Annotated in this window: 22 protein-coding genes; 13 read left to right on the top strand and 9 right to left on the bottom strand. The window is 70.1% G+C overall.

Going from position 1 to position 25,229, the window contains the following annotated elements:
* Positions 1-125 precede the first annotated feature (125 nt).
* Positions 126-446 (top strand): DUF6191 domain-containing protein, encoded by a 321-nt coding sequence (locus tag STRCI_RS00945; RefSeq protein WP_269656839.1) that lies wholly within the window; start codon positions 126-128, stop codon positions 444-446.
* On the opposite strand, the gene STRCI_RS00940 is transcribed toward STRCI_RS00945, so the two are convergent.
* Complete coding sequence (locus STRCI_RS00940; RefSeq protein WP_269664461.1) at positions 436-1,086, bottom strand: class I SAM-dependent methyltransferase; 651 nt, start codon at positions 1,084-1,086, stop codon at positions 436-438. The two genes, STRCI_RS00945 and STRCI_RS00940, sit on opposite strands and share 11 nt — an antisense overlap.
* Before the next feature lie 47 nt (positions 1,087-1,133).
* Positions 1,134-1,943 carry a LysR family transcriptional regulator gene (locus STRCI_RS00935; protein WP_269656838.1) on the bottom strand — a complete coding sequence of 270 codons (810 nt, stop codon included), beginning with the start codon at positions 1,941-1,943 and terminating at the stop codon, positions 1,134-1,136.
* A 68-nt stretch (positions 1,944-2,011) separates the two neighbouring features.
* Between STRCI_RS00935 and STRCI_RS00930 the strand changes: the two genes are divergently transcribed.
* The 6 genes from STRCI_RS00930 to STRCI_RS00905 all read left to right on the top strand — a co-directional run bounded on the left by STRCI_RS00930 (position 2,012) and on the right by STRCI_RS00905 (position 12,713).
* Positions 2,012-2,908, top strand: coding sequence for an NAD(P)H-binding protein (locus STRCI_RS00930; RefSeq protein ID WP_269656837.1), 897 nt, complete (start codon positions 2,012-2,014; stop codon positions 2,906-2,908).
* Between the two features lie 155 nt (positions 2,909-3,063).
* Positions 3,064-4,290 (top strand): PP2C family protein-serine/threonine phosphatase, encoded by a 1,227-nt coding sequence (locus tag STRCI_RS00925; RefSeq protein WP_269656836.1) that lies wholly within the window; start codon positions 3,064-3,066, stop codon positions 4,288-4,290.
* 218 nt (positions 4,291-4,508) lie between these two features.
* Positions 4,509-6,740: a SpoIIE family protein phosphatase gene (locus STRCI_RS00920; RefSeq protein ID WP_269656835.1), complete on the top strand. Its 2,232-nt coding sequence runs from the start codon at positions 4,509-4,511 to the stop codon at positions 6,738-6,740.
* Positions 6,741-7,030: 290 nt separating this feature from the next.
* A complete protein-coding gene (locus STRCI_RS00915; RefSeq protein WP_269656834.1) occupies positions 7,031-10,012 on the top strand; it encodes a hypothetical protein in 2,982 nt (993 codons plus the stop codon).
* Positions 10,009-11,733, top strand: a complete 1,725-nt coding sequence (locus STRCI_RS00910; RefSeq protein WP_269656833.1) for a hypothetical protein — start codon at positions 10,009-10,011, stop codon at positions 11,731-11,733. The genes STRCI_RS00915 and STRCI_RS00910 overlap by 4 nt, the downstream gene beginning before the upstream one ends.
* A 2-nt stretch (positions 11,734-11,735) precedes the next feature.
* Positions 11,736-12,713 carry a hypothetical protein gene (locus STRCI_RS00905; RefSeq protein ID WP_269656832.1) on the top strand — a complete coding sequence of 326 codons (978 nt, stop codon included), beginning with the start codon at positions 11,736-11,738 and terminating at the stop codon, positions 12,711-12,713.
* A 114-nt stretch (positions 12,714-12,827) separates the two neighbouring features.
* Here STRCI_RS00905 and STRCI_RS00900 read toward each other — a convergent pair whose 3' ends face one another.
* Positions 12,828-13,040: a hypothetical protein gene (locus tag STRCI_RS00900; RefSeq protein WP_269656831.1), complete on the bottom strand. Its 213-nt coding sequence runs from the start codon at positions 13,038-13,040 to the stop codon at positions 12,828-12,830.
* A gap of 384 nt (positions 13,041-13,424) precedes the next feature.
* Here STRCI_RS00900 and STRCI_RS00895 point away from each other — a divergent pair, with 384 nt between their 5' ends.
* From STRCI_RS00895 to STRCI_RS00885, 3 genes are all read left to right on the top strand, one after another.
* Positions 13,425-13,757 (top strand): hypothetical protein, encoded by a 333-nt coding sequence (locus STRCI_RS00895; RefSeq protein WP_269656830.1) that lies wholly within the window; start codon positions 13,425-13,427, stop codon positions 13,755-13,757.
* A gap of 126 nt (positions 13,758-13,883) precedes the next feature.
* A complete protein-coding gene (locus tag STRCI_RS00890; protein ID WP_269656829.1) occupies positions 13,884-15,011 on the top strand; it encodes a PLP-dependent cysteine synthase family protein in 1,128 nt (375 codons plus the stop codon).
* A complete protein-coding gene (locus tag STRCI_RS00885) occupies positions 15,008-16,309 on the top strand; it encodes an MFS transporter (protein ID WP_269656828.1) in 1,302 nt (433 codons plus the stop codon). Before STRCI_RS00890 ends, STRCI_RS00885 begins: the two co-directional genes overlap by 4 nt.
* 61 nt (positions 16,310-16,370) lie before the next feature.
* On the opposite strand, the gene STRCI_RS00880 is transcribed toward STRCI_RS00885, so the two are convergent.
* On the bottom strand, positions 16,371-17,018 hold the full coding sequence (locus STRCI_RS00880) for a TetR/AcrR family transcriptional regulator (RefSeq protein ID WP_269656827.1): 648 nt from the start codon (positions 17,016-17,018) through the stop codon (positions 16,371-16,373).
* 113 nt (positions 17,019-17,131) lie between these two features.
* Here STRCI_RS00880 and STRCI_RS00875 point away from each other — a divergent pair, with 113 nt between their 5' ends.
* Together STRCI_RS00875 and STRCI_RS00870 are read left to right on the top strand one after the other, a co-directional pair.
* On the top strand, positions 17,132-18,709 hold the full coding sequence (locus STRCI_RS00875) for a DHA2 family efflux MFS transporter permease subunit (protein WP_269656826.1): 1,578 nt from the start codon (positions 17,132-17,134) through the stop codon (positions 18,707-18,709).
* Positions 18,706-20,142 (top strand): MFS transporter, encoded by a 1,437-nt coding sequence (locus tag STRCI_RS00870; RefSeq protein ID WP_269656825.1) that lies wholly within the window; start codon positions 18,706-18,708, stop codon positions 20,140-20,142. Before STRCI_RS00875 ends, STRCI_RS00870 begins: the two co-directional genes overlap by 4 nt.
* A gap of 37 nt (positions 20,143-20,179) precedes the next feature.
* On the opposite strand, the gene STRCI_RS00865 is transcribed toward STRCI_RS00870, so the two are convergent.
* On the bottom strand, positions 20,180-20,569 hold the full coding sequence (locus STRCI_RS00865) for a nuclear transport factor 2 family protein (RefSeq protein ID WP_269656824.1): 390 nt from the start codon (positions 20,567-20,569) through the stop codon (positions 20,180-20,182).
* Between the two features lie 87 nt (positions 20,570-20,656).
* Here STRCI_RS00865 and STRCI_RS00860 point away from each other — a divergent pair, with 87 nt between their 5' ends.
* Positions 20,657-21,439, top strand: coding sequence for a helix-turn-helix domain-containing protein (locus STRCI_RS00860; protein WP_269664460.1), 783 nt, complete (start codon positions 20,657-20,659; stop codon positions 21,437-21,439).
* A 16-nt stretch (positions 21,440-21,455) separates the two neighbouring features.
* Here STRCI_RS00860 and STRCI_RS00855 read toward each other — a convergent pair whose 3' ends face one another.
* The 4 genes from STRCI_RS00855 to STRCI_RS00840 form a co-directional block, all read right to left on the bottom strand.
* On the bottom strand, positions 21,456-22,664 hold the full coding sequence (locus STRCI_RS00855; protein ID WP_269656823.1) for a DUF4241 domain-containing protein: 1,209 nt from the start codon (positions 22,662-22,664) through the stop codon (positions 21,456-21,458).
* 75 nt (positions 22,665-22,739) lie between these two features.
* Positions 22,740-23,219, bottom strand: a complete 480-nt coding sequence (locus STRCI_RS00850) for a hypothetical protein (protein WP_269656822.1) — start codon at positions 23,217-23,219, stop codon at positions 22,740-22,742.
* Positions 23,220-23,284: 65 nt separating this feature from the next.
* Complete coding sequence (locus tag STRCI_RS00845; protein WP_269656821.1) at positions 23,285-23,962, bottom strand: response regulator transcription factor; 678 nt, start codon at positions 23,960-23,962, stop codon at positions 23,285-23,287.
* Positions 23,959-25,176 (bottom strand): sensor histidine kinase, encoded by a 1,218-nt coding sequence (locus STRCI_RS00840; RefSeq protein ID WP_269656820.1) that lies wholly within the window; start codon positions 25,174-25,176, stop codon positions 23,959-23,961. The genes STRCI_RS00845 and STRCI_RS00840 overlap by 4 nt, the downstream gene beginning before the upstream one ends.
* Positions 25,177-25,229: the final 53 nt, after the last annotated feature.

Below are 25,229 nucleotides of genomic sequence, written 5' to 3'. Positions count from 1 at the left end.
TTCCGGCGGGGCTCGGAGACGGGAGTTCGGGGCGGTGGTACCCGCCCCGCGACTCCGCCGTTCGCCTCACGACTGTCACGCCGCGCGCCTTGCACCATCGGCCTCACGGCGTCGATGCTCGTGTCATGGAGTTCGCCGTCTTCATGACCTTGCCCGGACTGGTCATCCTGCTGACCGCCGTGGCCTTCGTGGATCAACTGCTTCTCCGTGCCGGGAGAGCAGGCCTGTTGCCGTGGCGGAACAGCGTCCGGCAGGGCCAGATATCGGCGACCGGTTTCGAGCAACTCCACGCGAGCTTCTCGCCGGGGAAACAGAGCGAACTCAAAGAACGCCATTCGGCTCTGATCATGCGAGACGACGAGGAGGACGGGGCACCGCCGCGCCGGACCACGGTGGACCTGGAGGGCGGGGTCGCGGTCGTGCGGCTTCCGCAGGTCAACCGATAGACGGTGGCTCCGCAACGCCGATGAAGTTCTCGGCCTCAACCCGGACGTGGACCGACCAACCGCGAGCCGCGAGATCCTTTTTGAGGGTGTCGGCCTCGTGGAACACCTTCACGATGCGGTACTCGCTGCCGTCGTCGAGTCGGCGCAGTGCCGCAGGGGTCGGCTGATCGGTGAGGACCTCCTCGTCCGTGGCGGCGGCCGGACCGTCGTCGATGAAGACCGCTCTGCCGCCCGGTGCGAGAGCGGCGGCGACGGAGTTCCAGAAGTCGGGCAGCCGCTTCGGCGGGACATGGGAGAGCCAGAAGGCGAAGAAGACGGTGTCGTAGCGTCGTGGCGGCCGCCACTCGAACAAGTCGGCCTGGATGAACCGAACTGTGGGGGACGCGGTGCGCGCACGAGCGAGGGCCAACACCTCGGCCGACGCGTCGACAGCAGTCACCGAACGACCCCGCGCGGCAAGCCTCGGGGTCCACTGGCCCGTTCCGCAGGCCAACTCCAGCACATCCCCGCCAATGGGGAGATCATCGACGGCGGACAGCAGCCTCTGCAATTGTTCGTACGCCGCATAGGGCCGGTCGTATTCGGCCGCACCTGCCCTGTAGTAGGCCATCTGCTCCGCCAGGAGAACGTCGTCATCCATCTGGGCTTCCTCCGCTCGGGGAATGGTGCCCCAACCATCATGCGGGCTCATGCCCGCCGAAGTGTCGCCGTGGCGGTTTCCACGAAGTCGCGCAGGACTCTGTCGTGTCGGTCTGCGGCGGTGGCCAGGCATGTCTCGACCTCTGTTGCGTCTGTGACGGGGAGGTGGACGAGGTCGGGGCGCGAGTAGGACTGGGCGACGGCGAGCGGGACCAGCGCGATGCCGTGGCCGGAGGCGATGAGTTCGAACTTCTCCTCCAGTGATGTCGTCCGGCGCTTGGGTGCGTCGAGGAGGCGTTGGTCGTCGAGGTCCGCGGAGGTGAGGTGCCGGCGGGAGGCCAAGGGGTGTGCCGCCGGCATGCAGGCGACTCGGGGTTCGCGGCCGATGGGGATGACGTGCAAGCCCGATTCGTCGAACTGCCGCCGTAGGTAACCGACATGGGCCCGGCCGTTGCGGAGCGGGGCGTCCTGCTGCCACCAGGGTGCCGGGACCACGTCGGTCTCGACCTCGGGGTGGCGGGATGCGAACGCCCGGATCGCGTCCGCCACATGCAGTCCGGGGGAGAAGGCGACCACGAGACGGCGGACGCCCTGATCGGAGTCGTGCACGCGCCGAACGGCCGAGGCGACGGTCGCGAGGAGCTCCTGCGCCTCCTCGTAGAGCTGGTTTCCGGCGGCGGTCAACTCCACGCTGCGGGTGGTCCGGACGAGCAGGGTGCACTCCAGTTCCTGCTCAAGGGCCTTGATCTGACGGCTGAGTACTGGCTGCGTGATGTAGAGCTGCTGCGCCGCTCGCCCGAAGTGCCGGTGCTCGGCCACCGCGACGAAGTAGCGGAGCTTGCGCAGATCGAGATCCATACCCGCACGGTATCAATCGCCGGAAAGGGTATTGGACGGTGCAGTTGGCGGGCCGTGAGACTCACAACATGATCGTCATCACGACACCCACCGGCAGGATCGGCAGCCGACTCCTGGACCTCCTGCTCAACGAGACCTCCGGTCGCGACGAAGAACTGCGCGTCATCGTGCGCGACCCCGACAAACTCCCCGGCACGGTCCGCAACCACGTTGACGTCATCACCGGGTCGCACGGCGATGCCGAAGTGATCGACCGGGCCTTCGCCGACGCCGACGCCGTATTCTGGGTGGCCCCGGTGGACCGGCGGGCGCCCAGTGTGGAAGCCGCGTACTCCGGGTTCACCCGCGCCGCGGCGAAGGCCCTCACCAAGTACCGCGTCGGACATGTCGTCGGCGTCTCGGCCCTCGGCCGCGGCACCGCCGTCGCCGGACACGCCGGACTGGTGACGGCATCCCTGGCCATGGACGACCTCATCGCGAGCACCGGCGTGGCCTACCGGGCGCTGGCCAACCCGTCCTTCATGGACAACCTGTTGTGGCAGACGGACTCCATCCGCGACGACGGCGTGTTCGTCGACACCGTCGCCGCCGACCGCAAGGCACCCATGGCCGCCACCCAGGACATCGCCGCGGCCGCCGCCCACCTGGTGCTCGACCGCTCCTGGACGGGAACGGGCGAGGTCCCGGTTCTGGGCCCCGAGAATCTCTCCGCCGACGACATGGCACGCACCCTGTCCGACGTGCTCGGCCGACCGGTCCGCTACGAGCGACAGACGTACGACGCACTGCGCGCCGCCCTTGCCGGACAGGGCGCGGGAGAGGCATTCGTGGAGGGCTACGTCGACATGATGCGGTCCAAGGACGAGGGCCTGGACGACGGTGTGCCGCGCAGCCCCGGGGCCGTGAGCCCGACGTCCTTCCGTCAGTGGTGCGAGGAGGTCCTCACGCCGGCGATACGGGCATGAGTGCGCCCGGCGCCGACCCGCTCCCGGTGACCGCCGCCGCGGGTCCGTACACATGATCGTCCGGCCCCCGAAGGGAGTAGTGCCGGGGCCGTTCGATGCGTTCGCTTCTATCGTGGAACAACTCACTCACGGTCGGCGCCGAGGCAGGGCAGCACATGCGGGATCCGCAGATCGACTATGCGGCGGTTTTCCATGCCCTGCCCGGCATGGTGGCCCTGCTCACCCCTGACCTGGTCTACGTCGACGCGAACGACGACTTCCTGAGGCTGGCCGGGCGCACCCGCGAGCAGGTACTGGGCCGCTACATCTTCGATGTGTTCCCCGAGAACCCCAATGAGCCGGCCGCGGCCGGAATGCGGGAGACCCGGGAGTCGATGGAGCGGGCGCTGGCCACGGGCGAGCGCGACACCATGGCGTTGCTCCGCTACGACATCGAGGATCCCCATAGGCCCGGCCAGTGGCAGGAGCACTACTGGAGCCCGGTGAACGCGCCCGTCCTCGGCCCCGACGGGCGGGCGGTGCTGATCGTGCACCGGGTGGAGGAGGTCACCGACCTCATCCGCGCCTTCGGCCGCCGGGGCGGCGACACCCGGGACCGGGTGCTGGAGGCCGAGCTGTACACACGGGCTCGTGAGCTCCAGGAACTCAATGAAAGGCTGCGCAAGGCGCACGCCCGCGAACGTGAGGTCGCCCTGGCCCTCCAAGCGGCGATGCTGCCGGTGCCCGGCCCGAGCCGGCACCGTACGGCCGTGCGCTACCGGCCCGCCATCGGCGCCTTGAACGTGTGCGGCGACTGGTACGACCTGGCCGATCTGCCCGACGGGGGCCTCGCGGCCTCCGTCGGCGATGTCGTCGGCCACGGGCTGGTGGCCGCGTGCGCCATGGGGCAGTTGCGCAGTGCCCTGAGCGCGGCCTGCCGTGTCGCGGACGGCCCCGGTCAGGCCCTGGATGCCCTGGGGCTGTACGCCCGCTCGGTCGAGGGCGCCGAGTCGAGCACCGCGGCCACAGCGTTCGTCGACTGGGGTGACCGCTCCATCGTCTACAGCTGCGCCGGTCACCCGCCGCCCGCCCTGCTCAGCCCTGACGGCGCCGTGACCTTCCTCGACGGGGCCACCGATCCGCCGCTCGGCGCCCGCCCCGAACACGTTCCCCGTCTTCAGGCCAGTGCGCCGTTCGTGGCGGACAGCGTCCTGGTCCTCTATACGGACGGTCTGATCGAGCGCCGCGACGAGGACATCGACGTCGGCCTCGACCGCCTCGCCGACTCCCTCACCCGGCACCGCCAGGCCGACCCCGATGCCCTCGCCGACGCCCTGCTGGCCGACCTTCTCCCGCCGAAGGGAAACACCGACGACACCGCCCTGGTCATCATCCGCCTGTAGTCGTGCCGGAAGCCTCGATCTCGCTGCGTATGTGTCCCCCAACCAGCCAGAGGTTGACCGGAGCAGTCGTGGCGGACAGGTCAGGTCGACCATGGAATGTTGCCGCAACGCGCAGGTTCGGTTGGAGTGCGGCCAGTAGCGGTCATTTGAGGGTGGATGGCCCGGTAGTGCGCTGTGATGTCACGGCCCCACTCGTGGGCGGGACCATTGGGGTGTGTATGGGCGAGCATGCCGAGGAAAGGTTTTGGGGACTGCTCGAGGCAGCCCCTGACGCGATGGTGATCGTCGACGAGACCGGCACCATAAAGCTGGTCAACGCGCAGACCCAGGCGCTGTTCGGGTATCGCCGTGACGAACTGCTCGGCCGCCCCGTAGAGGTGCTCGTGCCGGAACGCTTCCGCGGTCACCACTCGACGCACCGAGCCGGGTACTTCGCCAGCCGTCAGGTGCGCCCCATGGGAGCCGGGCTGGATCTGTACGGTCTGCGCAAGGACGGGACCGAGTTCCCGGTCGAGATCAGCCTCAGCCCCCTGGAGACCGACGAGGGGATGTTCGTCTCGGCCGCCGTACGCGATGTCAGCGAGCGCAAGGCAGCCGAGGCGCGCTTCCGAGGGCTGCTGGAGGCGGCGCCCGACGCGATGGTGATCGTCGACGACACCGGGACCATCAAGCTGGTCAACGCACAGACCGAAGCGCTGTTCGGCTACAAGCGTGAGGAACTCTTCGGCAGACCGGTAGAGGTGCTCATCCCGGGCCGCTTCCGCGACGCTCATGCCAGGCACCGCGACGACTACTCCACGACACGGCAAGTACGTCCGATGGGGGCCGGGCTGCAACTGCACGGTCTGCGCAAGGACGGGACGGAGTTTCCCGTCGAGATCAGCCTCAGTCCGCTGGAGACCGCGGACGGGTTGCTGGTCTCGGCCGCCGTGCGCGATGTGAGCGAACGCAAGGCGGCCGAAGCCCGGATCAACGAACTCGCCGCGCTGGTCGAGTCGTCCCAGGACGCGATTCTCGCCAAGACCCTCGACGGCCACATCACCTACTGGAACGCCGCCGCGCAACGCCTCTACGGCTATGCCGCCGCCGATGTCATGGGCCGCCATGTCGGTCTGCTGGCGCCGCCCGGCCACGAGGGCGAGATCGATGAGCTCCTGGAGCGGCTGCGTCAGGGGGAGAAGGTCGAGCACTTCGAGACGTTGCGGGCCACCGAGGACGGCCGTCTGCTGGATGTCGACGTCACTCTCTGGCCGACCCGGGCTCCGGACGGCACCGTGGTCGGCGCCTGCGCCATCGTGCGCGACATCAGCGACCGCAAGAGGGCTGAGGCCGAACTGACCGCGCTCTACGAGCAACAGCGCCACGTCGCCCTGACCTTGCAGCGCAGCCTCATGGGAACCCCGCCCGCGGTGCCCGGTCTCGTCACCGCGAGCCGCTACCGGCCCGCCACCCAGGGCGCGGGCGTGGGCGGCGACTGGTTCGACCTCATTCCGCTCGGCGCGGGACGCGTCGGGGTGCTGATCGGTGATGTGATGGGCCGCGGCCTGGAAGCGGCCGCGGTGATGGGCCAGTTGAGGTCGGCCGCGCACGCCCTGGCCAAGACGGGCATGCAGCCCCGCCAGCTCATGCAGGCCCTCGACAGCTGCGTGGCCGACCTGGACGTACCGGATCAACTCGTCACCTGCTGCTATCTGGTGATCGCCGCCGACGACGGCGAGGTGAGCTTCTGCTCCGCCGGACACCTGCCGATTCTCATAGCCACTCCTGGTCAGGGTGTGCGCAGCCTGCCCTCACCCGTCAACACGCCTCTGGGCGTCGGCGGTGTCCTCTTCCAGCAGGCGCAGGTGGTGATCGAGCCGGGGGCCACGTTCGTTCTCTACACCGACGGTCTGATCGAAACGCCCGGCAGCGACATCGGGGATCAGCTCGCCGCGCTGTCCGCGGCGCTGGAAGGGCTGTTCACCAGCGACGATCCGAGCCTGGAAATGGTGGCGGACCATGTGCTGGAGGCCCTGCTCCCGGACGCAGAGGGCCACAACGACGATGTGACGCTGCTGTTGACCCAGCTGCCGGCAGCTCCCTTGGCCAGCGTCAGCGTGGACCTGCCCGCGGTCCCCTCCTCCGTGCCGGAGGCGCGCGCGTTTCTCGGCAAGGCGCTGTCCTCCTGGGGTTGCGCCAAGGCGACGGACGATGCGCGGTTGTTGCTCTCCGAAGTCCTCACCAACGCGGTTCAGCACGCGCAGGGCCCCATCGGCCTGCGCCTGTGCCGCACCGACTGCGACCTGACGGTGGAGGTCAGCGACCGCAGTTCGCACCTACCTCAGCCCCGCCCGGCCGGCGACCACGAGGAATCAGGACGCGGCCTGATCCTCGTCCAGACCCTCACGGACAGCTGGGGTGTACGCCCCACCGACGAAGGCAAGACCATCTGGTTCACCCTCAAACTGTGAGGGCGCCGCTCAACATGCGCGGACGTGCCGAGGGAGGACGGGGCGGGGAAGGGGTGCGCTGGATGTGCTGGTGTGGATCAACGCCAACAGTGCCGCGAGCGCGGCCGCCGCCCGGCAGGCACGGTGTCATGCCGTGCGGTGCCGCTCCCAGGGCGACGGACCGGTACCACGCGCGTAGCGCGCCGACCGCGAAGGTTGCGCCGTAGGAAAGGGCTGACCCCTGGCGCGACCGGTGCTTCACTGAGGAGGGGCATATGCGGTCGGGGACGGGTTCATCGATCGGGGGGAACATGGCTGACACGGGCCAGGACGCGGATTCCATTCTCGACTTTGTACTCATCCGCTCACCCGAGCCGGTGCCGCCGGAGTCGCTGCGCCGCAACTACATCCATGACGGCGACTTCCTTCACACACCGCCCGGAACCCATGTCCCCGACCCCCCGACCATCGAGGAGTACTCCCCGCTGGGGGCGCTGGTCTTCAAGCACGTGTTTCCGGAGACACCGCCGGCTGACGACGACGCGATGGACGCGCTGGTGGCCGAGCTGCTTGGACAGGTCGGGCCGACCGCGCCCCATCCCACCGGCGGCACGGCCCGCAAGCTCCGGCTGGAGCAGCTCGACCAGCGCGCCGTGATCGTCCGCGGCGGACTGTACTACGTGCTGCCGACACGACTCACCGACGTGAACGCCCCGTACGTGCCGCAGGTCGGGGCCGTGGTCACCGCCCTGCCGGCCGTCTCGGGACTCGGCCTGAAGCGGATGGCGGCCTGCTACCGCACGGCCTTCGGCGCGGACTTGAGCGCGTGCGTCTTCTCGGACGACGGGACCGGACACCACGCCGACTTCGAGGCGACCGTACGCGGCCTGTTCGAAGCGCTGTACCTGCTGTACGTCCTCCGCCGGCTGACGAGTATCGACCTCGGCGAGATCATCGCCGGGCTGCGGGCGCTGCACCTGCTGGAGGCGCTCGCGACCGACGAAGTCCACTCGCGGTGCAAGGGTCCCGGTCCCACGGAGCGGGACAAGCGGATCATCCGGCTCCTCGCCTTGCGGTACCCGGCCTTGGCCCGCTGGGACGGCAAGGCCCCGGTGTCCGGGTTCCCCTTGGTGGGCACCGCTCAGGACGCGGCCGCCTACCTTGCCGCACGGCCGGTCGTCCATCCGCTGTTCGCCCGGCTCTTCCACTACCCGCATCCGTTCAACGACCTCAAGCCGTTGGGCGTAGGCGACTTCAAGGTGGTCAAGCAGTGGCTCGTCGAGTACACGCCCGGCGAGATCTGCGACATCCACAACATCATGAAGGGGGAGACCAAGGAGCGCGTGCACCGGCGGCTGGAGAAGAGCGAGGAGACCTACTCCTTCACCGGCTCGTTCGAGGAGGAGACCAGCAAGGACACCCAGTCGACGGACCGCTTCGAGCTGAAGCGCGAGGTGGAGAACTCCCTCAAGACCGACCTCAACGTCAATGCCAACGCCAGCGTCCGCTACGACAACAAGGTCGTACTGGCCACGGTCGGGGCGGGGTTCGCCTACAACCGGTCCGACGGGACGGCCGACAAGACCGCGCAGGGCTTCTCCAGGGAGCTCGTCAGCAAAGCGGTCTCCCGAGTGCAGACCCGTACCACCGAACAGCGCACGAGCACGCGAGTCTTCGAGACGGAGGAGACCAACAAGCACGTGCTGTCCGCCTCGACCGAGCATGTGTCGGGCATCTACCGGTGGGTGGACAAGCGGTACCGGGCCCAGCTGTTCACCTACGGCAAGCGGATGATGTTCGAGTTCGTCCTGCCCGAACCCGCGGCGCTCTTCGTGGCGGCCCGGCTGCGCGCGTACGAGGCGCGCCTGGACCTTCCCCGGAAACCGGCCGAACCCGCGCCGGTCCAGGTCCGGATGCCAGTTGCGGATCCGGAGGAGATCACTCCTGAGAAGTTCGACGAGTTACGCCGTACCTACGACCTGTCGGCGTTCAGCCATCCCCCGCTGACCAGGACCGTCACCTTCGTGGACACCCAGTCCGGCGCCTCGCTGCAAAAGGAGGAGGGGGTGGACGGGAGCAACAAGTGGTACACCAAGGCCCTCAAGTGCTCCCTGCCGGGCGCCACCGGCTATCGGCTGGACAGGCTGTTCCTCACCGGCCAGCTCCAGTTCGACGACCATCATCAGCCGCCGGAGGAGGAAGCGGACCGCAACCTCGTGCGGATCGAGATCGACGGCTCCAGCATCTGGGAGGCCGAGGACAACCGCATCTACGTGCCGCTCGGCAGCCGCACCGAGTACGCCGCGACATCCCCGTACGTGTTCACGCGCGACGACGTGGACGTCGTCCTCGTCTTCCAGGACATCGAGCTGTACCGCATGATGATCAGCGGGCAGCTGTCGCTGACCGGTACCCAGGCGCTGACGGACTGGCGGACCAAGGTCTACGCGGCGATCCACAAGGTGGAGAAGGCGCGCGCGGACGAACTCGACCGGACCCGGCGACAGCAGTACGACAGCGCGCTGTCCGCGTACACCCAGCGCATGTCCGAGATCGAGGCCGTGGTGCTCAACGACCTCTTGCAGGGCACGTCCGAAGCGCTCAACGCCGAGCTCATCCGCACCGAAGTACGCCGCCAGTGCCTGGCGATGATCACCAAGGAGTACGCCGCGGACGCCGCCGACGACCTCCTCACCGGGTGGGAGTCGATGGGCGTCCGCTCAGTGCAGCACGACGTCACCCGGCTCACCCCGGACCCCGCAGCCGGATTCGTCTGGAGGACCACACAGGAGGAGACGGGGTACCCCGTCCCGAAGCTCGACATCGCCCGCCGCAAGGGGAGTTACATCCAGTTCCTGGAGCAGGCCTTCGACTGGGACAACCTCGCACACCTCTGCTACCCCTACTTCTGGGCCACCCCGCCCAGGTGGATGGAACTCCTCGCGCGCTCGGACGACACCGATCCGGCGATGACCGCCTTCCTCCAGGCGGGAGCGGCCCGGGTGCTGGTCGCCGTCACGCCCGCCTACGACGACGCCGTGCTGCACTTCCTCGCCACGCGTGAGCCGTGGGAGGGAGGGCCCGCGCCGGTGATCGGCGATCCGCTCTACCTGCCGCTGCACGACGAGCTGCGCCGCCGGCAGGACGATCGCTACGGGGCCGAACCCGAGGGCGAGCCCTGGGAGTTCACGATTCCGACGTCGCTGGTGTACCTGCACGACAGCGACACCGCCCTGCCCGACCTGGCCGCCGAGCGCAAGGCCAGACAAGAACGCGACCGGGACGGGTCTTGACCGCACCGGACAGCGGGGAGCCGCGCACCCCGGTACGGGTGGCCATCACCCCACGGCTGCCTGCCGCGTCCGTCGCACGCCTCGACGAGGACCCCGAAGCCGAGGAGGCCCCGTTCCCCGAGGACCAGAGGCTGATGGAGCGGACCCGCGCCGCCTACGACGTACGGCTGAAGCGCTACCTGGCCGCGCTCGGCCGCCGCGCCGCCCCCCATCTGGAGGTCACGAACGGCGAGGGCAGAGAACTGGTCGTCCTCGACGGGGGACTGTGGCAGCAACTGTTCGATCTCTACCTGTACGACGGCTGGGAGGGCATCCGGCGCGTCGACACCGCCGTCCGGTCGCTGTTTCGCGGCAGCATCCCGCCGACATCGGTGTGGGCACCGGCCACCCGCTTCTACGAGCAGACCCGCACACTGCTCGGCGGCATGATCAGGGACACACTCGCCGACCTGGAACGGCTGGCAGCCGCGCGCATCACCACACGTCTGAGTGTCTCGGCCGGCGCTCTGGAGAACGCCTGGGCCCACTACGGCATCGTGCGCACCGTCAGGACGGTGGAGCGCCCGGTCGGGGCGGACGCGACCGCCGAGGAGGACATCGAGACCTTCACCTTCGGACAGCAGGCACCCACCCAGGCACTGTTCGACGCGCTCACCGCGGCCGTCGGCCAACGGGTCCGCTACGAGGCCGAGTTGCAGCGCGTGGCCGGGATGCGCACCCATGTCCAGCGCCTGCGGGACATGATGCGGCGCGCCCGCGCCCGAGGACGCCCGCTCAGCAGCGAGACGCAGCTCGCCCGCGAGTTGGACGTGAAGGACGCGGAGGCGGCTCGCCTCGAGGAGACGGCGACCGCCCTGTACGGCGGCATCGTGCAGATCATGAACGACCACTCCCCGTTCGGTGTGCTGGCGTTGGAGGCGCTGGCCCCCGGCTTCACCAGGGACGACATGGAGAACGTGCTCGGCGCGGCCCTGTGGCAGCTCCACGCTCGCCTGGACGCGCTCGCCGGGCAGATCGACGAGGACCGCAGCAAAGTGAACCTTCTGCTGCCGGGCACCTCCCTCGTGCAGCTGGACCGGCCGGGGCCGGGTGCGCTCGAAGTTCCCGCGGAGGGGCCGGAACGGGCGGTCGTCGACGCGGCGGTCGACCGCCTCGGCAAGGACGGCGGCTGGTTCCCCGTCGTCCACGAGCCGACGCTGCACCAGCTCGTCGAGGAGGAGCGGATACCGGTCGACAGCTGGGCCTACACCGTCTGGAGCCGCTATGTCACGACCCTGGCCCGCGTGCTGGCGGAGCGGCGGCTGAAGGACGATGCCCTGACGGCGTTCTGGTCCGCGTTCTCCAAAGGGGCCGCCGCGGCCTCCCTGGCCCTGCTCGTGAGCCCGGCACCCGAGGCCGCCGTGCCTCTGCGTGGTGCGGTCGCCGTGGCCGACTTCGTCCTGCTCATGCACACGATCACCTCAGTGGCAGGACAGCTCTCCCAACTGGCCGAGTTGCAGGACCAGCAGCTCGTCCACCCCGACGCGTTCTCCATCGAGGGGCTGGGCAGGCTCGGCGAGCTGGGCGCCTACCGGCAGCGACTGCTGACCGGCATGAGCCAGCAACTGCTGATCGAGCTCGCCCTGACCGCGGCCGGCGCGCGATGGCCGGTCGTCAAGGAAGCCCTGCTGCTGCGCGGCTACTACCAGGACCTGGACACGCTGCTCGGCGAGGAGAACTGATCGTGGGTGCTGTTCGGCTGGGCCGCAGGCAGCGGCGGACCAAGGCGCTGAAGGAACTGCAGGGCAGGCTCCCCCCAGGGTTGTGGGACTCCGTCGCCGACCTGAACCCGGCCGAGCGTCCCACCATGTCGGGCTTGCTGAAGGCATGGCGCAGGCTCGGCCGCGTTGCCTCGATCAGCGCGCCGGACCGCAACCTGCTCCGCGCCGCTTTCGTGGACGCCTTCACCCGGGTGCTGCGCGAGCAGGGCAAGAACACCTTCGGCCCGGCCGACTTCGGCGTATCGAACGTGCGTGAACTGGCCGACCTGTTCGTGACGATGCTCGACCGCGTCGGATACACCCGCGCGAGCCGGGCCAAGCTCCGCCGAATGCGCAGTCATCTGGTCGGTGAACTGCTGGAGGTGCTGGTGCGCAATTCCCGGGAGCTGCAACCCGGGCTCCGGTTGATGGCGCAGGCGCAGCTGGCGAATTTCCGGCGGCCGGGCGTCGGGCTCGTCGACGCGCGCGGCAAGGACGTGGTCACGCCCGCCAGCTTCGGGGCGGTCACCACCGGCATCGATCTGGCGGTCACCGGTCCCCGTCGTTCCCGCCGCAAGTTCGTGGACCTCGTCCACGTCAGCGTCGGGGAGTTCCCGGACGGCAAGACATTCCTCGCGATTCTGGTGGAGACCGAGATCAAGATGCCGCGGGCGGCACAGAAGGCCGGCAAGCAGATCGGCCGCGCCCAGGTCCGCTTCCATCTGCGGCGGGGCGACTCCTTGAGCGTCGACGTCGCGGGGCACGGCCCGCTGGAGTTCAAGGCCGACCAGATCCTGTTCCTGCCCGGAAAGGTGCAGCGGAACCTCATCACCGTCGCCGACACCCCGAACTTCACACTCCGCACCACCCGGGCGGGCGGCTACGACGAGGCGTTCTGGGAGGTCGCCCTGGACGTACGGGCCGACGCGCTGCGCCGCCTGGTCGACATGGCCGTGCCTTGATCCGGCCCCGGTTGCCGGCGTCGTGTGCCACGTCGTCGTCGATCAGAGCCGATGGGCCGTTAGGATCACGGCATGGTTACGGCTTGGTCGCCCTGGCGCATCGTCAGGACCCGCTCAGGTGTGGGTCCGCTGCCGCGCGTGCTGGCCTTCGTGGTGCTGTTGTCCGGCTTCCTCGTGACGCACGGCATTCATGTGGACAGCGTCCAGGGAGGTCTCTCCACCAGCGCAACCGCCCCCGTCACCCTGCGGGTTGACGGTGTGCGGCATGAAACCGACGCTCCTGCACCACTCTTCGCCGCCGCCACCGACGATCACCACGGCGGCCACGGGATGTCCCACCCGGGCGAGCACTGTGCATCCGGACAGCCTCAGCAGGTCTCTGCCCTGGGGTCGCCCTGCTCTGCGGCGTCGGTTCGCGAATCGACCAGTTCCGACGCCGCCGGAACCGTACGCGGGTCAGCCGCCGGCAGGCCCATGGACGGGGCCTCTCCCGTGTCTCCGAGATCCCTCTCGGGCGTGCAGCAGGTCTAGGAGTACGGACTCCTCCAGCACCGTTCTGCCCCCACCCATGTCTGCGCCTCGCTCCGACTTTGCCGGAGACGGCAGCAGCACGGAGGACCTGTGCCGACTTGTTCCCGTACGCCCGCGCACGCCCCATCCGACTCGCCCCTGTGGCGCCGATGCGCCTCGGCGGTCCGCGGCCTCTTCGTGATGACGCTCATCCTGTGCACCGTCCTGCACGGCGTGTCCGAGGAGACGCACGCCGCCGTCTCCGAGCCCGCCGGAATCTCGGCGACGGCAGGGGTCGACCACCCGCACGGGCCCCACGCTCCCCACGAGGTCGAGGACTGCGCGGCGGAAGCCATCGTGCGTACGGCCGCGCAGCCGGGTGAGGATGTTCCGCTCGGCGCGACGGCCGTCGTCGTCCTCCTTGCCGTGTCCCTCGCACTGGGACACCCCCTCCCGCGGCGCGAAGGCCGCAGACGTCGCGGCTCACGCAACGGTCGCGTGGCGCTGGTGCGAACGTCGCGGTGGCGGATCTAGACCACCCGCTCGCAGCCGACCGAATCGGCGGCTGCCGCGGCCCGTGGCCTGAGCACCGTTTCACGGCCATGGGGCGCGAGATGAACCCGCACGCGGTATTCATCGAGCGAGAGTGAACACACAGACATGCAGTCATTGACCAAGGCCGCGGTCGCCCCGGGCCGGTCCGCCCTGTCCGGACTGGTGGGCAACACCCCACTGCTGCGGGTGTCGGAGCCGCTGGCTCCGGCGGGGCGTGGCTTCTGGGCGAAGCTCGAGGGCTTCAATCCTGGCGGAATCAAGGACCGTCCGGCGCTGCACATGGTGGAGCGGGCCCGGGCACGTGGCGACCTGCGGCCCGGTGGGCGGATCATCGAGTCCACGAGCGGGACTCTGGGTCTGGGGCTGGCGCTGGCCGGGATGGTGTACGGCCACCCGGTGACGCTGGTCACCGATCCGGGGCTGGAGTTGTCCATGACCCGGCTGCTGAGCGCGTACGGCGCCCAGGTCAACGTCGTCTCCGAGCCGCATCCCACGGGCGGCTGGCAGCAGGCCCGCCGCGAACGTGTGCAGCGGCTGCTGGAGCAGCACCCCGACTCCTGGTGCCCGGACCAGTACAGCAACCCCGACAACGTCGCCGCCTACACCCCGCTGGCTCTCGAACTGGCCGCCGAGATGGGCCACATCGACGTGCTGGTGTGCAGTGTCGGCACCGGAGGCCACTCGGCGGGAGTGTCCAGGGTGCTGCGCCAGCTCTACCCGGAATTGACCGTCGTCGGAGTGGACACGACCGGTTCGACGATCTTCGGCCAGCCCGCGCGTCCCCGCCTGATGCGCGGGCTCGGTTCCAGCATCTACCCCCGCAATGTCGCCTACGAGAACTTCTCGGAGGTGCACTGGGTGGCCCCGGCCGAAGCGGTGCGGACCTGCCGCCGGCTGGCCGCCTCCCACTACGCCACCGGCGGATGGAGCGTCGGCGCGGTCGCGCTGGTGGCCGGGTGGCTGGCCCGGACGACGCCGGCGGACGCACGGATCGTCGCGATCTTCCCTGACGGGCCACAGCGCTACCTCGGGACCGTCTATGACGATGACTACTGCGCCGCCCACGGGCTGTTGGACTCCCCACCGGCGCCCGAACCGGAACTGATCGACCACCTGGACGAGAAGGAGGTCACGCGGTGGACCCGGTGCACCACCGTCGTCGATCCCCTCACTCTGCAACGCGCCGACGAAGCCTCGGCTGCCGAGTCCGGTACCTCCGAGGAGGGCCGGTGAGGGGGCTGTTCGGCCAGGTCCGGTCGTACGAACGCAGTGTGCAGCTGTTGATGGCGAACCAGTTCACCATCAACTTCGGCTTCTACATGCTGATGCCCTATCTGGCCGCCCACCTGTCCGGGACGCTCGGTCTGGCCGGCTGGATCGTCGGACTCGTCCTTGGCGTGCGGAACTTCAGTCAGCAGGGCATGTTCCTGGTCGGCGGAACGCTCGCCGACCGGATCGGCTACAAGCCGCTGATCGTCGCCGGGTGCGTGCTGCGCACCCTCGGCTTCGCGACGCTCGGACTGGTGGACTCGCTGCCCGCGCTGCTGGCCGCGTCCGCGGCCACCGGGCTGGCCGGGGCGCTGTTCAACCCGGCCGTCAGGGCGTACCTCGCGGCCGACTCGGGGGAGCGCAGGGTCGAGGCCTTCGCCTTGTTCAATGTGTTCTACCAGGCGGGAATCCTGCTGGGCCCACTGGTGGGCATGGTGCTGACCGGGGTGGACTTCCGCGTCACCTGCCTGGTGGCGGCGGGGATCTTCGCGCTGCTGAGCGTCGTACAGATCCGCGCGCTGCCCGCCCGGCGGGCCGAGGAAGACCAGCGGAAGGGGAGCGACGGCAGGGCGGGTGTGCTCGCCCAGTGGCGGGGCATCCTCGCCAACCGGTCGTTCCTGCTGCTCTCCGTCGCGATGATCGGGTCGTACGTGCTGTCCTTCCAGGTGTACCTGGCGCTGCCGCTGGAGGTCCGACGGCTGGGTGGCGACGGGGAGTTCGGCACTGCGGCGGTCGCGGCGCTGTTCGCCGTGTCCGGGCTGAGCACCATCCTCGGTCAGACACGGGTGACGGCGTGGTGCAAGGCGCGGTACGAGCCCGGGCAGGCGTTGGTGCGTGGGCTGGCGGCGATGGGGCTGGCCTTCGTTCCGCTGCTGCTCGCCACGGCCGTACCCGTGCCGGAGGCCGGGATCGGGTTGTGGCTGCCGGCGGCGGTGCCGCCGGCGCTGGCCGCGCTGCTGCTGGCCCTGGGCACGATGATCGCCTACCCGTTCGAGATGGACACCATCGTCCGCCTCTCCGGTGGCCGGCTCGTCGCCACGCACTACGGGCTCTACAACACGATCTGCGGCATCGGCATCACTGTCGGGAACCTCGGCACGGGCGCCTCGCTTGACGCCGCCCGCGCGGCCGGGGTGCCCGCCCTGCCGTGGATCACGCTGACCGCGCTGGGACTGACCTGCGCGGCGGCGCTGTACGGCCTGCACCGCACCGGCCGACTGGCGGCACCGCCCGCCGCCGAGCCGCTGGCCGCGACCGCCTGACCCACCGGCCTTCGGCCCAGGGGCGGGGCACTGCGCAGTGCCCCGCCCCTGCTGGGCGGTGCTATGCGCTCCGTGGGCCGTAGTGGTCCAGGAACATGTCGACGCCGCTGGTGATGAGACGGTCCGTCAGGTCCTCGTCGATGTGGGTGCCGTAGGAGCTGAAGACGATGTGGGGGAAGACGAGAAGACCGTAGAACTGGATGATCGCCACTTGGAGGTCGAGGATCTCCAGGCGGCCCTGCTCGGTGAGGGTGCGCAGGGCGCCCGCGACCGCGGGGTGGTGGTTCTCCGTGCCGTGGTGTCTCCAGGCCTCGCCCAGTTCGGGGAAGCGGTGGATCTCGGCGGCGACGAGGTTGCGCAGGGCGGTGACCTCGTGGTTGGTGCGGACGGCGTGGACCCAGGTGCGGGCCGCCTCGACGAGGGCGGTGCGCAGGTCCTCGGCGTCGGCCAGGCCCTCCAGCGCTGCCGCGGACTCTCCGGCGAGCGGTTCGTCGAGCGCGCCTGTGATGACCGCCGTGAACAGGGCTTCCTTGCTGCCGAAGTGGTTGTAGACGGTCACCTTCGACACGCCTGCCGCGGCGGCGATGGCGTCCATGCCGACGCCGAAGCCCTCGCGCAGGAACAGCTCGCGGGCGGCCCGGACGATGGCCTGTCGCTTGAGCTCGGCGCGAGGTCCGCTGGGGGGCTGCTTGACGCTGTCCACGCTCATGACCTCGACCCTAGCACTCAGGTGAACTGTACTGTTGAGTTCATGTGAACTGAACGGTACGGTTCAGATGGGAGCGCCGGCCGAGTGGGGCCGTGCGCGTGAAAGGGGACGTCGTGCCATCTGTGACTCATCAGCCGACCGCTTCACCGGAGACGGGCGACCCACCGGTCCGGCGCGGGCTCACCCTCGCCGTGGTGTGCGTGAGCATGCTGGTCGTCGGGCTCGACACCACCGTGCTGAACGTGGCCCTGCCCACCCTCGTCGGTGAACTCGGCGCCTCCACCAGCGAGTTGCAGTGGATCGTCGACAGCTACGCGCTGATGTCCGGCAGCCTGGTGCTGTTCTGCGGCAGCCTGGCGGACCGGCTCGGCCGCAAGTGGATCTTCATGGCTGGGCTGGCGCTGTTCACGGTGGCGTCCGTCGTCGCCGCGTACGCCGGATCCGTCGCCACCTTGGTGCTCGCACGGGGTGCGATGGGTGTCGGAGAGGCACTGATCATGCCTGCCACGCTCGCCGTCATCGGCAACGTCTTCCCGCGCGGTGCCGAGCGAACCAAGGCGATCGGCATCTGGTCGGCGGCCGTCGGTATCGGGACGGTGATCGGGCCGATGGTCGGCGGCTGGATGCTGAGTCACTACTGGTGGGGATCGGTGTTCCTGATCAACCTCCCCATAGGCATCGCGGGCCTGGTCGCCGCCGCACTGCTGGTGCCCAACTCCCGTGCGCCCGAAAGCGGGCGGCTGGACCCGGCCGGGGCGCTGCTGTCCGTCGCGGCCGTGGCGAGCGTGCTGTGGGCGGTCATCGAAGGGCCCGACCGCGGCTGGACGAGCCCCGCCGTGCTGGCCTCCTTCACGGCGGGCGCCCTCCTACTGGCCGCATTCCTCGCCTGGCAGCGGCGAACCGACTCCCCGATGCTGCCGCTGCGGATCTTCCGGCACCGCGCCCTGGCGGCCGGTGACCTGCTGGTGCTGCTGGGTTCGTTCGCGCTGATCGGCACGCTGTTCGTGACCGTGCAGCACTTCCAGTTCGTGCTCGGGTACAACCCTGGGCAGACCGGGCTGCGGCTCGGCCCCGCCGCACTCGCCCTGCTGGTCGCCGGACCACTCGCGGGCCTCCTCGCGCCGCGCCTCGGCATGCGCGCCGTATCCGCCGCGGGACTCGCTCTGCTGTCCATGTCCGCCGTGGTGCTCGCCACCGTCGAGGCGACGGACGGTTACGACCGGGCTCTGGTGGCGATGGTGCTGCTCGGCGCGGGCGCCGGGTTCGTCATCACCGTGACCAGCGACGCCATCGTGGGCTCACTGCCGGACACGGACCTCGGCGTGGGTTCGGCCACCAACAGCGCCGCCATCCAACTCGGCGCGGCGACCGGGGTCGCGGTCATGGGCAGCCTGCTGTCCAGCCGCTACCGCGCCGGGCTCGACGACACCCCGGCCTCTTTCGTTCCCGAGGGACTCCTGGAGTCCGCCAAGGAATCACTCGGCACCGCCCTCTCTCTCGCCGAACGCCTGCCCGGCGAGGCCGGAACGGCCTTCGTCGAGGACGCCCGCCGTGCCTTCGTCGACGGCATGTCCCCGGCGCTGCTCGCCGCGGCCGGTGTCACCGCGGCAGGTGCGCTCCTCGCCCTGATCCTCGCGCCGCCCCGTGGCGCGGAGGCAACCGGAACCACACACCAGAAGGACGCGTCATGACCCACTCCGCAGCCGACGCCCCGCACACGGCCGAACACGACCACCACCCGACCGCGGACCCGCGCCGCTGGACAGCCCTGGCACTGATCTGCCTCGCCCAGTTCATGCTGGTCCTCGACGTCACCGTCGTGAACGTCGCCCTGCCCCAGATGGCGGCCGACCTCGACCTCGGCCGGGAGACGCTGACCTGGGTGGTCACCGCCTACACCCTCTGCTTCGGAGGGCTGATGCTGCTCGGCGGCCGACTCGCCGACGCCCTCGGCGCCCGCCGCACCCTGCTCGCGGGACTCGTGCTCTTCACCGCGGCGTCACTGGTCACCGGCCTGGCCCAGAACGCCCCGACGCTGCTCGGCGGCCGGATCGGCCAGGGCGTCGGCGCGGCCCTGCTGTCCCCGGCCGCCCTGTCCCTGGTCACCACCAGCTTCCACGGCACCGAACGCAACAAGGCCCTGGGCGTCTGGGCGGCGATCGGCGGCACCGGCTCCGCGGCGGGCGTACTCCTCGGCGGAGCGCTGACCGACGGACCCGGCTGGCAGTGGGTCTTCTACATCAACGTGCCCGTCGGACTGCTCCTGATGGGCGCCCTCCCCGCCTTCGTTCCGGCCCGCGTCCCGCAGCACGCACGCCTCGACCTCCCCGGCGCGCTGCTGGTCACCGCGGGCACCGCGGCCCTCATCTACGGCCTGGTCGAAGCGGGCGACAGCGGCTGGTCGGACACCTCCACCCTGCTGCCTCTCTTCGGCGCGGCGGCGGCGTACACGGCCTTCGCCGCCGTCGAACGAGCGGCCCGGACCCCGCTGATGGACCTGCGGATGTTCACCAGGCGACCGGTCCTCGCGGGCGCGTTCCTCATGCTGGTCGCCACGGCCCTGCTGATCGCGTACTTCTTCCTCGGTTCCGTCTACCTCCAGCACATCCGCGGCTTCAGCCCGCTGAGGACCGGGCTGGTGTTCCTGCCCGTCGCCGTGGCCACCGGTGTCGGCGCCCACCTCGGGTCCCGGCTGGTCGGGCGGATCGGCAGCCGCCCGACCGCCGTGGCAGGCATGGCCGTCGCGGCCGCCGGAACCCTCCCGCTGACCCGGCTGGCGGAGACCGGCAGCGTGTACGCCGGTCTCCTGCCGGGCTTCGTGATCGCGGCCTTCGGCCTCGGCGCGGTCTTCGTCACCGCCACGACGACCGCACTGGCCATGGTGGAGCACAGTGAGGCAGGGCTCGCGTCCGGAGTCGTCAACACCTTCCACGAGGTGGGTGGTTCGATCGGTGTCGCGGTCGTCTCCACCGTCGCGGCCTCCGGCTTCGAGCGAGGCTCGGTGGGCGGCTTCGGTGACGCGTTCACCCTGTGCGCGACAGCGGCCGCCGTCTCAGCCGTCATCGCCCTGGGCCTCGTACCGCGGGGCAAGCCGCGTCCGACCGACGGCCCGCACGTCCACTGACCGGGTCGGCCTCAGCTTGTCGGGAGCCCGCCGGAGCTCACCGCCCGGCGGGCTCCCACCACGCCAGGTTGGCGGCCGCGTGAGCCGTCGGCTCGATGGTCTCCCAGCACTCGGCGACCAGTCCTTCGTCCATGCGGAAGATATCGACGACCGTGATCTCCGGCCCTCCGTCGGGGAGGCGGCGGCGCGAGTGCATCATGACGTGATCACCGTCGGCCAGCACATGGAGGACCTCGACCCGCATATCGGCGAGCGGGGTCATCGCGGCCTGTACGGAGGCGAGCCATTCCGCCTTGGTCGAGGAGGTCGAGTCCGGCCGGTGGTGGACGAAGCCGTCACTCAGCAACGGGGCGAGCACATCGACGCTGCCGGTTTCGAGCAGTTCCGCCAGTGCCCGCTGAACGAGGGTCTTGTTGTCTGTGGTCATGGCCGCAGTGTTCGCCCCGGCCGTCGCGGTTGTCGATGACATGGCATGTCATGGCGTTCAGCGCCACGATGAGTACGCTCGATGACCATGCACACGGTCGGGGAACTCCTGCGGCAGTGGCGGCATCGGCGACGACTGAGCCAGCTCGATCTCGCGATCGCGGCCGATGTCTCGGCCCGCCATGTCAGCCTGGTCGAGACGGGCAAGACCAACCCGAGCGCCGACATGGTGCTCCGGCTCGCGGAGCAGCTCGATGTGCCGCTGCGTGAACGCAACCGGCTGTTGCTCGCGGCCGGTTTCGCGCCCCGCTACACCGAGCGGCCACTCGACGACGACGCCCTGTCGGCGGCCCGGGACGCGGTCGCGAGAGTGCTTCGCGCGCACGAGCCGTACCCGGCGCTGGCCTTCGACCGCCGGTGGAACATCGTGATGACCAATCGCGCCGTCGAACCGTTCTTCGCCGACGTCGATCCCGACCTGCTCCGGCCGCCGGCCAATCTCGTACGGCTGGGACTCGACCCGCGCGGCCTCGCCTCCCTGGTCGTCAACCTGGAGGACGTGCGGGTGATGTTCCGCACCCGGATCAGGCGTCAACTCGCCGTCGCTCCCAGTGCCGAACTCACCGCGCTGTACGAGGAATTGCTGGCATCCACTGCCGGGGAGGCCGAGGCGGCCGGGCGGTCGGTCGCGTCCGACGTCGTGATCCCGATGGTCCTGCGTCTCGGCGGACGAGAGCTGAGCCTGTTCTCGACCATCACCACGTTCGGTACTCCCATGGACCTCACCCTGGACGAGATCGCCGTAGAGTCGTACTACCCCGCGGACGCGGAGAGCGCCGCCTATTTCGAGAAGTCCGACGGTGACGCGTGAGCTGCCGCCCGGCCCGCTAGAGATACGACGTGATCACCACGACCGAGACGAGTTCGCCGCTGCCGGAGCGGCCGAGCCACACCGGCCAAGTCCCGTCGCCGCCCGTGTAGAACGACACCAGGTCGGCGCCGGTCGCCTCGTCGGTGGCACGCAGGTGGCCCTCGCCGATGGACTCGCATGCGTCCGTGTCCTGTTCCTTGTAGTAGCGCCCGACCTTCGCGGACAGCGTCTCCCAGGCCGCGGCGTCGGCGAAGCTGCCGGCCGCGCCGTCGGTGCTGAAGCCGTAGGCGTGGCCGTCGAGAAGCAGACGGGGGTCCTCGCCCTCGCTGAGCGCCAACTCCCAGGCGGCAGCGGGCTCGTCCCGGATCCGCAGCCGTACGGCCGGCTCCTCGGTGACGGGGAAGCGGTCCCCGCCGTACTCGCCCTCGCCGACGACGACGGCCGTCTCCAGCGCGTACTCGCCCGGGGGGATGCGCTCGGTGAGTTCCCGGGGCTTGTGGTCGTGCGGGTCCGAGACGGCCAGTCGTCCGGTCGGGACGCGGAGCGTGGCGATGTGCCGTGGTGCGGCGGTCCGCGTCTTCTCCCAGGGCTCGACGGGGTAGGGATTGCCCGGCTGGAACAGGTCGTCGACCGACTCCTCCAGGCGCATGGGCCGCGGTGGGCGCCACAGCGACACGGGCTCTTCGGCGCCCCCAGCAGTCGCCTCCGCCCCTTCCGGCAGCGGGGCCGGGTCGGCGGTCGCCCGGACTCCGAACTCGCCCCGGTCGTACCACCGTTGCTCTTCCGGAACATCGGCCAGGGTGTGGAACGATCCGCCGTCCTGGCCGCGTTCCTCCAGCACCTTCCTGCCGCGCTCACCGGGGAGGAGTTCCACCCTGAGCCGCCAGGCATCCGGCGCCAGGTCGGGCTGCTCCGGTGCTGCATACCGGCGTTCGACGTACTGCCTCAGGAACAGCCGGTCGTCGTCCAGGAGTCGGAGGTCGATCTCGTGGGTGCGGCGGCCCGCCTCGTCGTAGACCCACTGCCCGACGAAGTGGTCACGCCAGGCGACAAGGTGCACCTCGGCGGGGACCGCGCGCCCGGGGACCCGGTGCAGCACCACGTAGGGCTCGCCTTCTCCGTCCCGCTCCTGCGCCTGCGTCCGCGTCAACGAACCGAACGCCCGGCGGGCACCGGCGTCCCACCCCACGGCATACGAAACCGTCACCACGTCGTCCTGGCGCATGGCCCGCCCCCTTCCGCAACCCACTGATCACCGGACACGGTACTGACCGAGCGTGGCATCCTCTCCGGCCGGTGGTCAGTCGAGTTCGAGGGGCCCGATGCCCAGATCGGCACGCATGCGGCGGCGCATCTCAGCCATGGCAGTGCGGCGCTGCTGGATCAAGGCCGTGTCCTCGGCGGAGCCGACCGCCACCCCGCGGGCGTAGGCGTCGCGCATCCGACGCAGGCTGTGGAACGCCTCGTTCCCAGCCGTCACGACGAGGCTCGGGCCGATGAGCCAGAGCTGTTCGCTCGCCGTGTGCAGTCCGGTCCCGCGGAAGGCTTCGCGTACCGCCGCGTCACGCGCTGACTCGGTCATGTGATCGCCCAGGGCGACGGCCCGTATCTCTTCGCCCGCGTCCTTGAGGGCGGAGGCGTACTCGGTGTACACAGCGCGCCGCACTTCCAGAGCGTGTCGTGCTTCCTCGCGCCGCCATCTGTTGCGATCGGCGATCAGGGTGGCGGCGATGCCGATGGCGGCACCGGCCAGTGTGGAGAGCAGAGGCATCCAGTCCATGCGCCGCATGCTGTCCGACCCGCTGCTACGACACCAGTGGGTCCCGCCGTTGCGCTGCCCAGCCGTCAGTGGCCGACGTCGTGGTCGCCCGCCTCGACGAGTCCGCTCTCGTAGGCGAAGATCACGATCTGGATCCGGTCGCGCAGTCCGAGCTTGGTCAGGATGCTCGACACATGCGACTTGACGGTCGCGGCACCGATGAAGAGCTGCTCGGCGATCTCCGAGTTGCTCGCGCCCCGGGCGACGGCGATGACGACCTCGCGCTCGCGCTCGGTGAGCCGTCCCACGCGGCCCGAGGTGGCCGGGCTGACGACGCGGCGCTGTGCGAACTGGTCGATGAGGCGTCGCGTGATCGAGGGCGCCAGCAGGGCTCCTCCCTCGGCCACGGTGCGTACGGCGACGGCGAGTTGCTCCGGCGGAATGTCCTTCAGGACGAAGCCGCTGGCTCCGGCGTGGAGCGCCTCGTAGACGTATTCGTCCGGGTCGAACGTGGTGAGGATCAGTACGCGTACCGGCCAGTCGGCTTCCCGCAGGACCAGGGAGGTCGCTTCGAGGCCGTCCATCTCGGGCATGCGGATGTCCATCAGGACCACGTCGGGGCGCTGTTGGCGTGCCGTCTCGACCGCCTCACGCCCGGTGCCGGCCTCGGCCACGACCTCGATGTCGTCGTGGATCCGCAAAATCATGGTGAAGCCACGGCGGACCAGCGCCTGGTCGTCGGCGACGACGACGCGGATCGTCACGTGGGCTCCCCTTGGACGGGCAGATGGGCGGTCAGCCGGAAACCGCCGCCGGGGCGCGGTTCCGCGTCGAGAGTACCGCCGAGCAGCAGGGCCCTCTCCCGCATGCCGACGATCCCATGGCCGCCCGTGCCCGCAGGTGCGGCGTCGGACACGGACCGGAGGGCGGCGCCCTTGCCGTCGTCGAGGACTTCGACGGTGATGCCGGGGCCGTGCTTCTCGTGCCCGAGGCGCACTTCGGTGCGCGTCTGCGGGCCACTGTGCTTGAGCACGTTGGTCAGTGCCTCCTGGACGATGCGGTACACCGAGAGCTCCACACGGGCCGGGAGGGGTGCGTGGATGTCGTCGGTGAGGGAGACGTCGAGCCCGGCCTCCCGGACCTGTGCGACGAGCCGGGGGAGATCGGCCAGACCGGGCTGGGGACCGAGCCCGTCGCGCTCGGTCTTGGGCCGCAGCACCCCCAGCAGGTGGCGCAGTTCGTCCAGGGCCTGGCGTCCCGCTTCCTCGACAGCGGTCATCGCCTCCAGGGCGCCCTGGGGGTCCTCGGCCGCCACCATCCGGGCGGCACCGGCCTGCACGGTCATCATGCTCACCCGGTGGGCGACCACGTCGTGCAGTTCCCGGGCGATGTGGGTGCGCTCCTCGGCGACGATCCGCCGTGCCTCGGCGGCCTTTTCCTGACGGCGCTGGACAGCGCGCTCGGCGCGCAGCCGCAGCCGTCGGCCGATGTACCAGGCCCCGGACATGACCAGCCAGCCGAAGCTGATCTGTCCCCAGGGGACGGAGAGGAGCAGGCAGTCGATCGTGGCCGTGGCGGCGGCCGCGACGACGCCGAGGGGCCCCCATCGCCGGTCGTCGGCATGCCGTCCGACGCTGTACAGCGCGACGATCACGATCCCGCCGAGGGTGGAGTAGCTGCTGCCCATGAGCGGTGCCCAGGACGCGAGCGCCACGCACATGACCTCGATCGGCCGGCTCCGACGCCAGTACAGCGCGGCGCCCGCCGCGATGTAGGGCAGGAAGACCGGCAGGGGGATGTCGGCGATGGGGCGGACGGCCATCGCGTCTCCGGGACCTTCCTCCAGGAATGTCGCCGCGAGAAACAGGGCGAGGGCGAGGGTGGCGTCCGCGGTCCGCGGCCAACGGACAAAGGGGCCATGGAACTTGGACGACACGCTGCGTACCGGCGTCCCGGCAGGCTGTGCCGTGCGGTTCATCGTCGCTCCATTACAGGATTCCCGGTGCTCGGACCGTGATGGTCGACGCGCCT

The sequence above is a fragment of the Streptomyces cinnabarinus genome, assembly GCF_027270315.1.
Lineage (GTDB): Bacteria > Actinomycetota > Actinomycetes > Streptomycetales > Streptomycetaceae > Streptomyces > Streptomyces cinnabarinus.
This window is presented reverse-complemented; position numbering and strand designations above follow the sequence as displayed.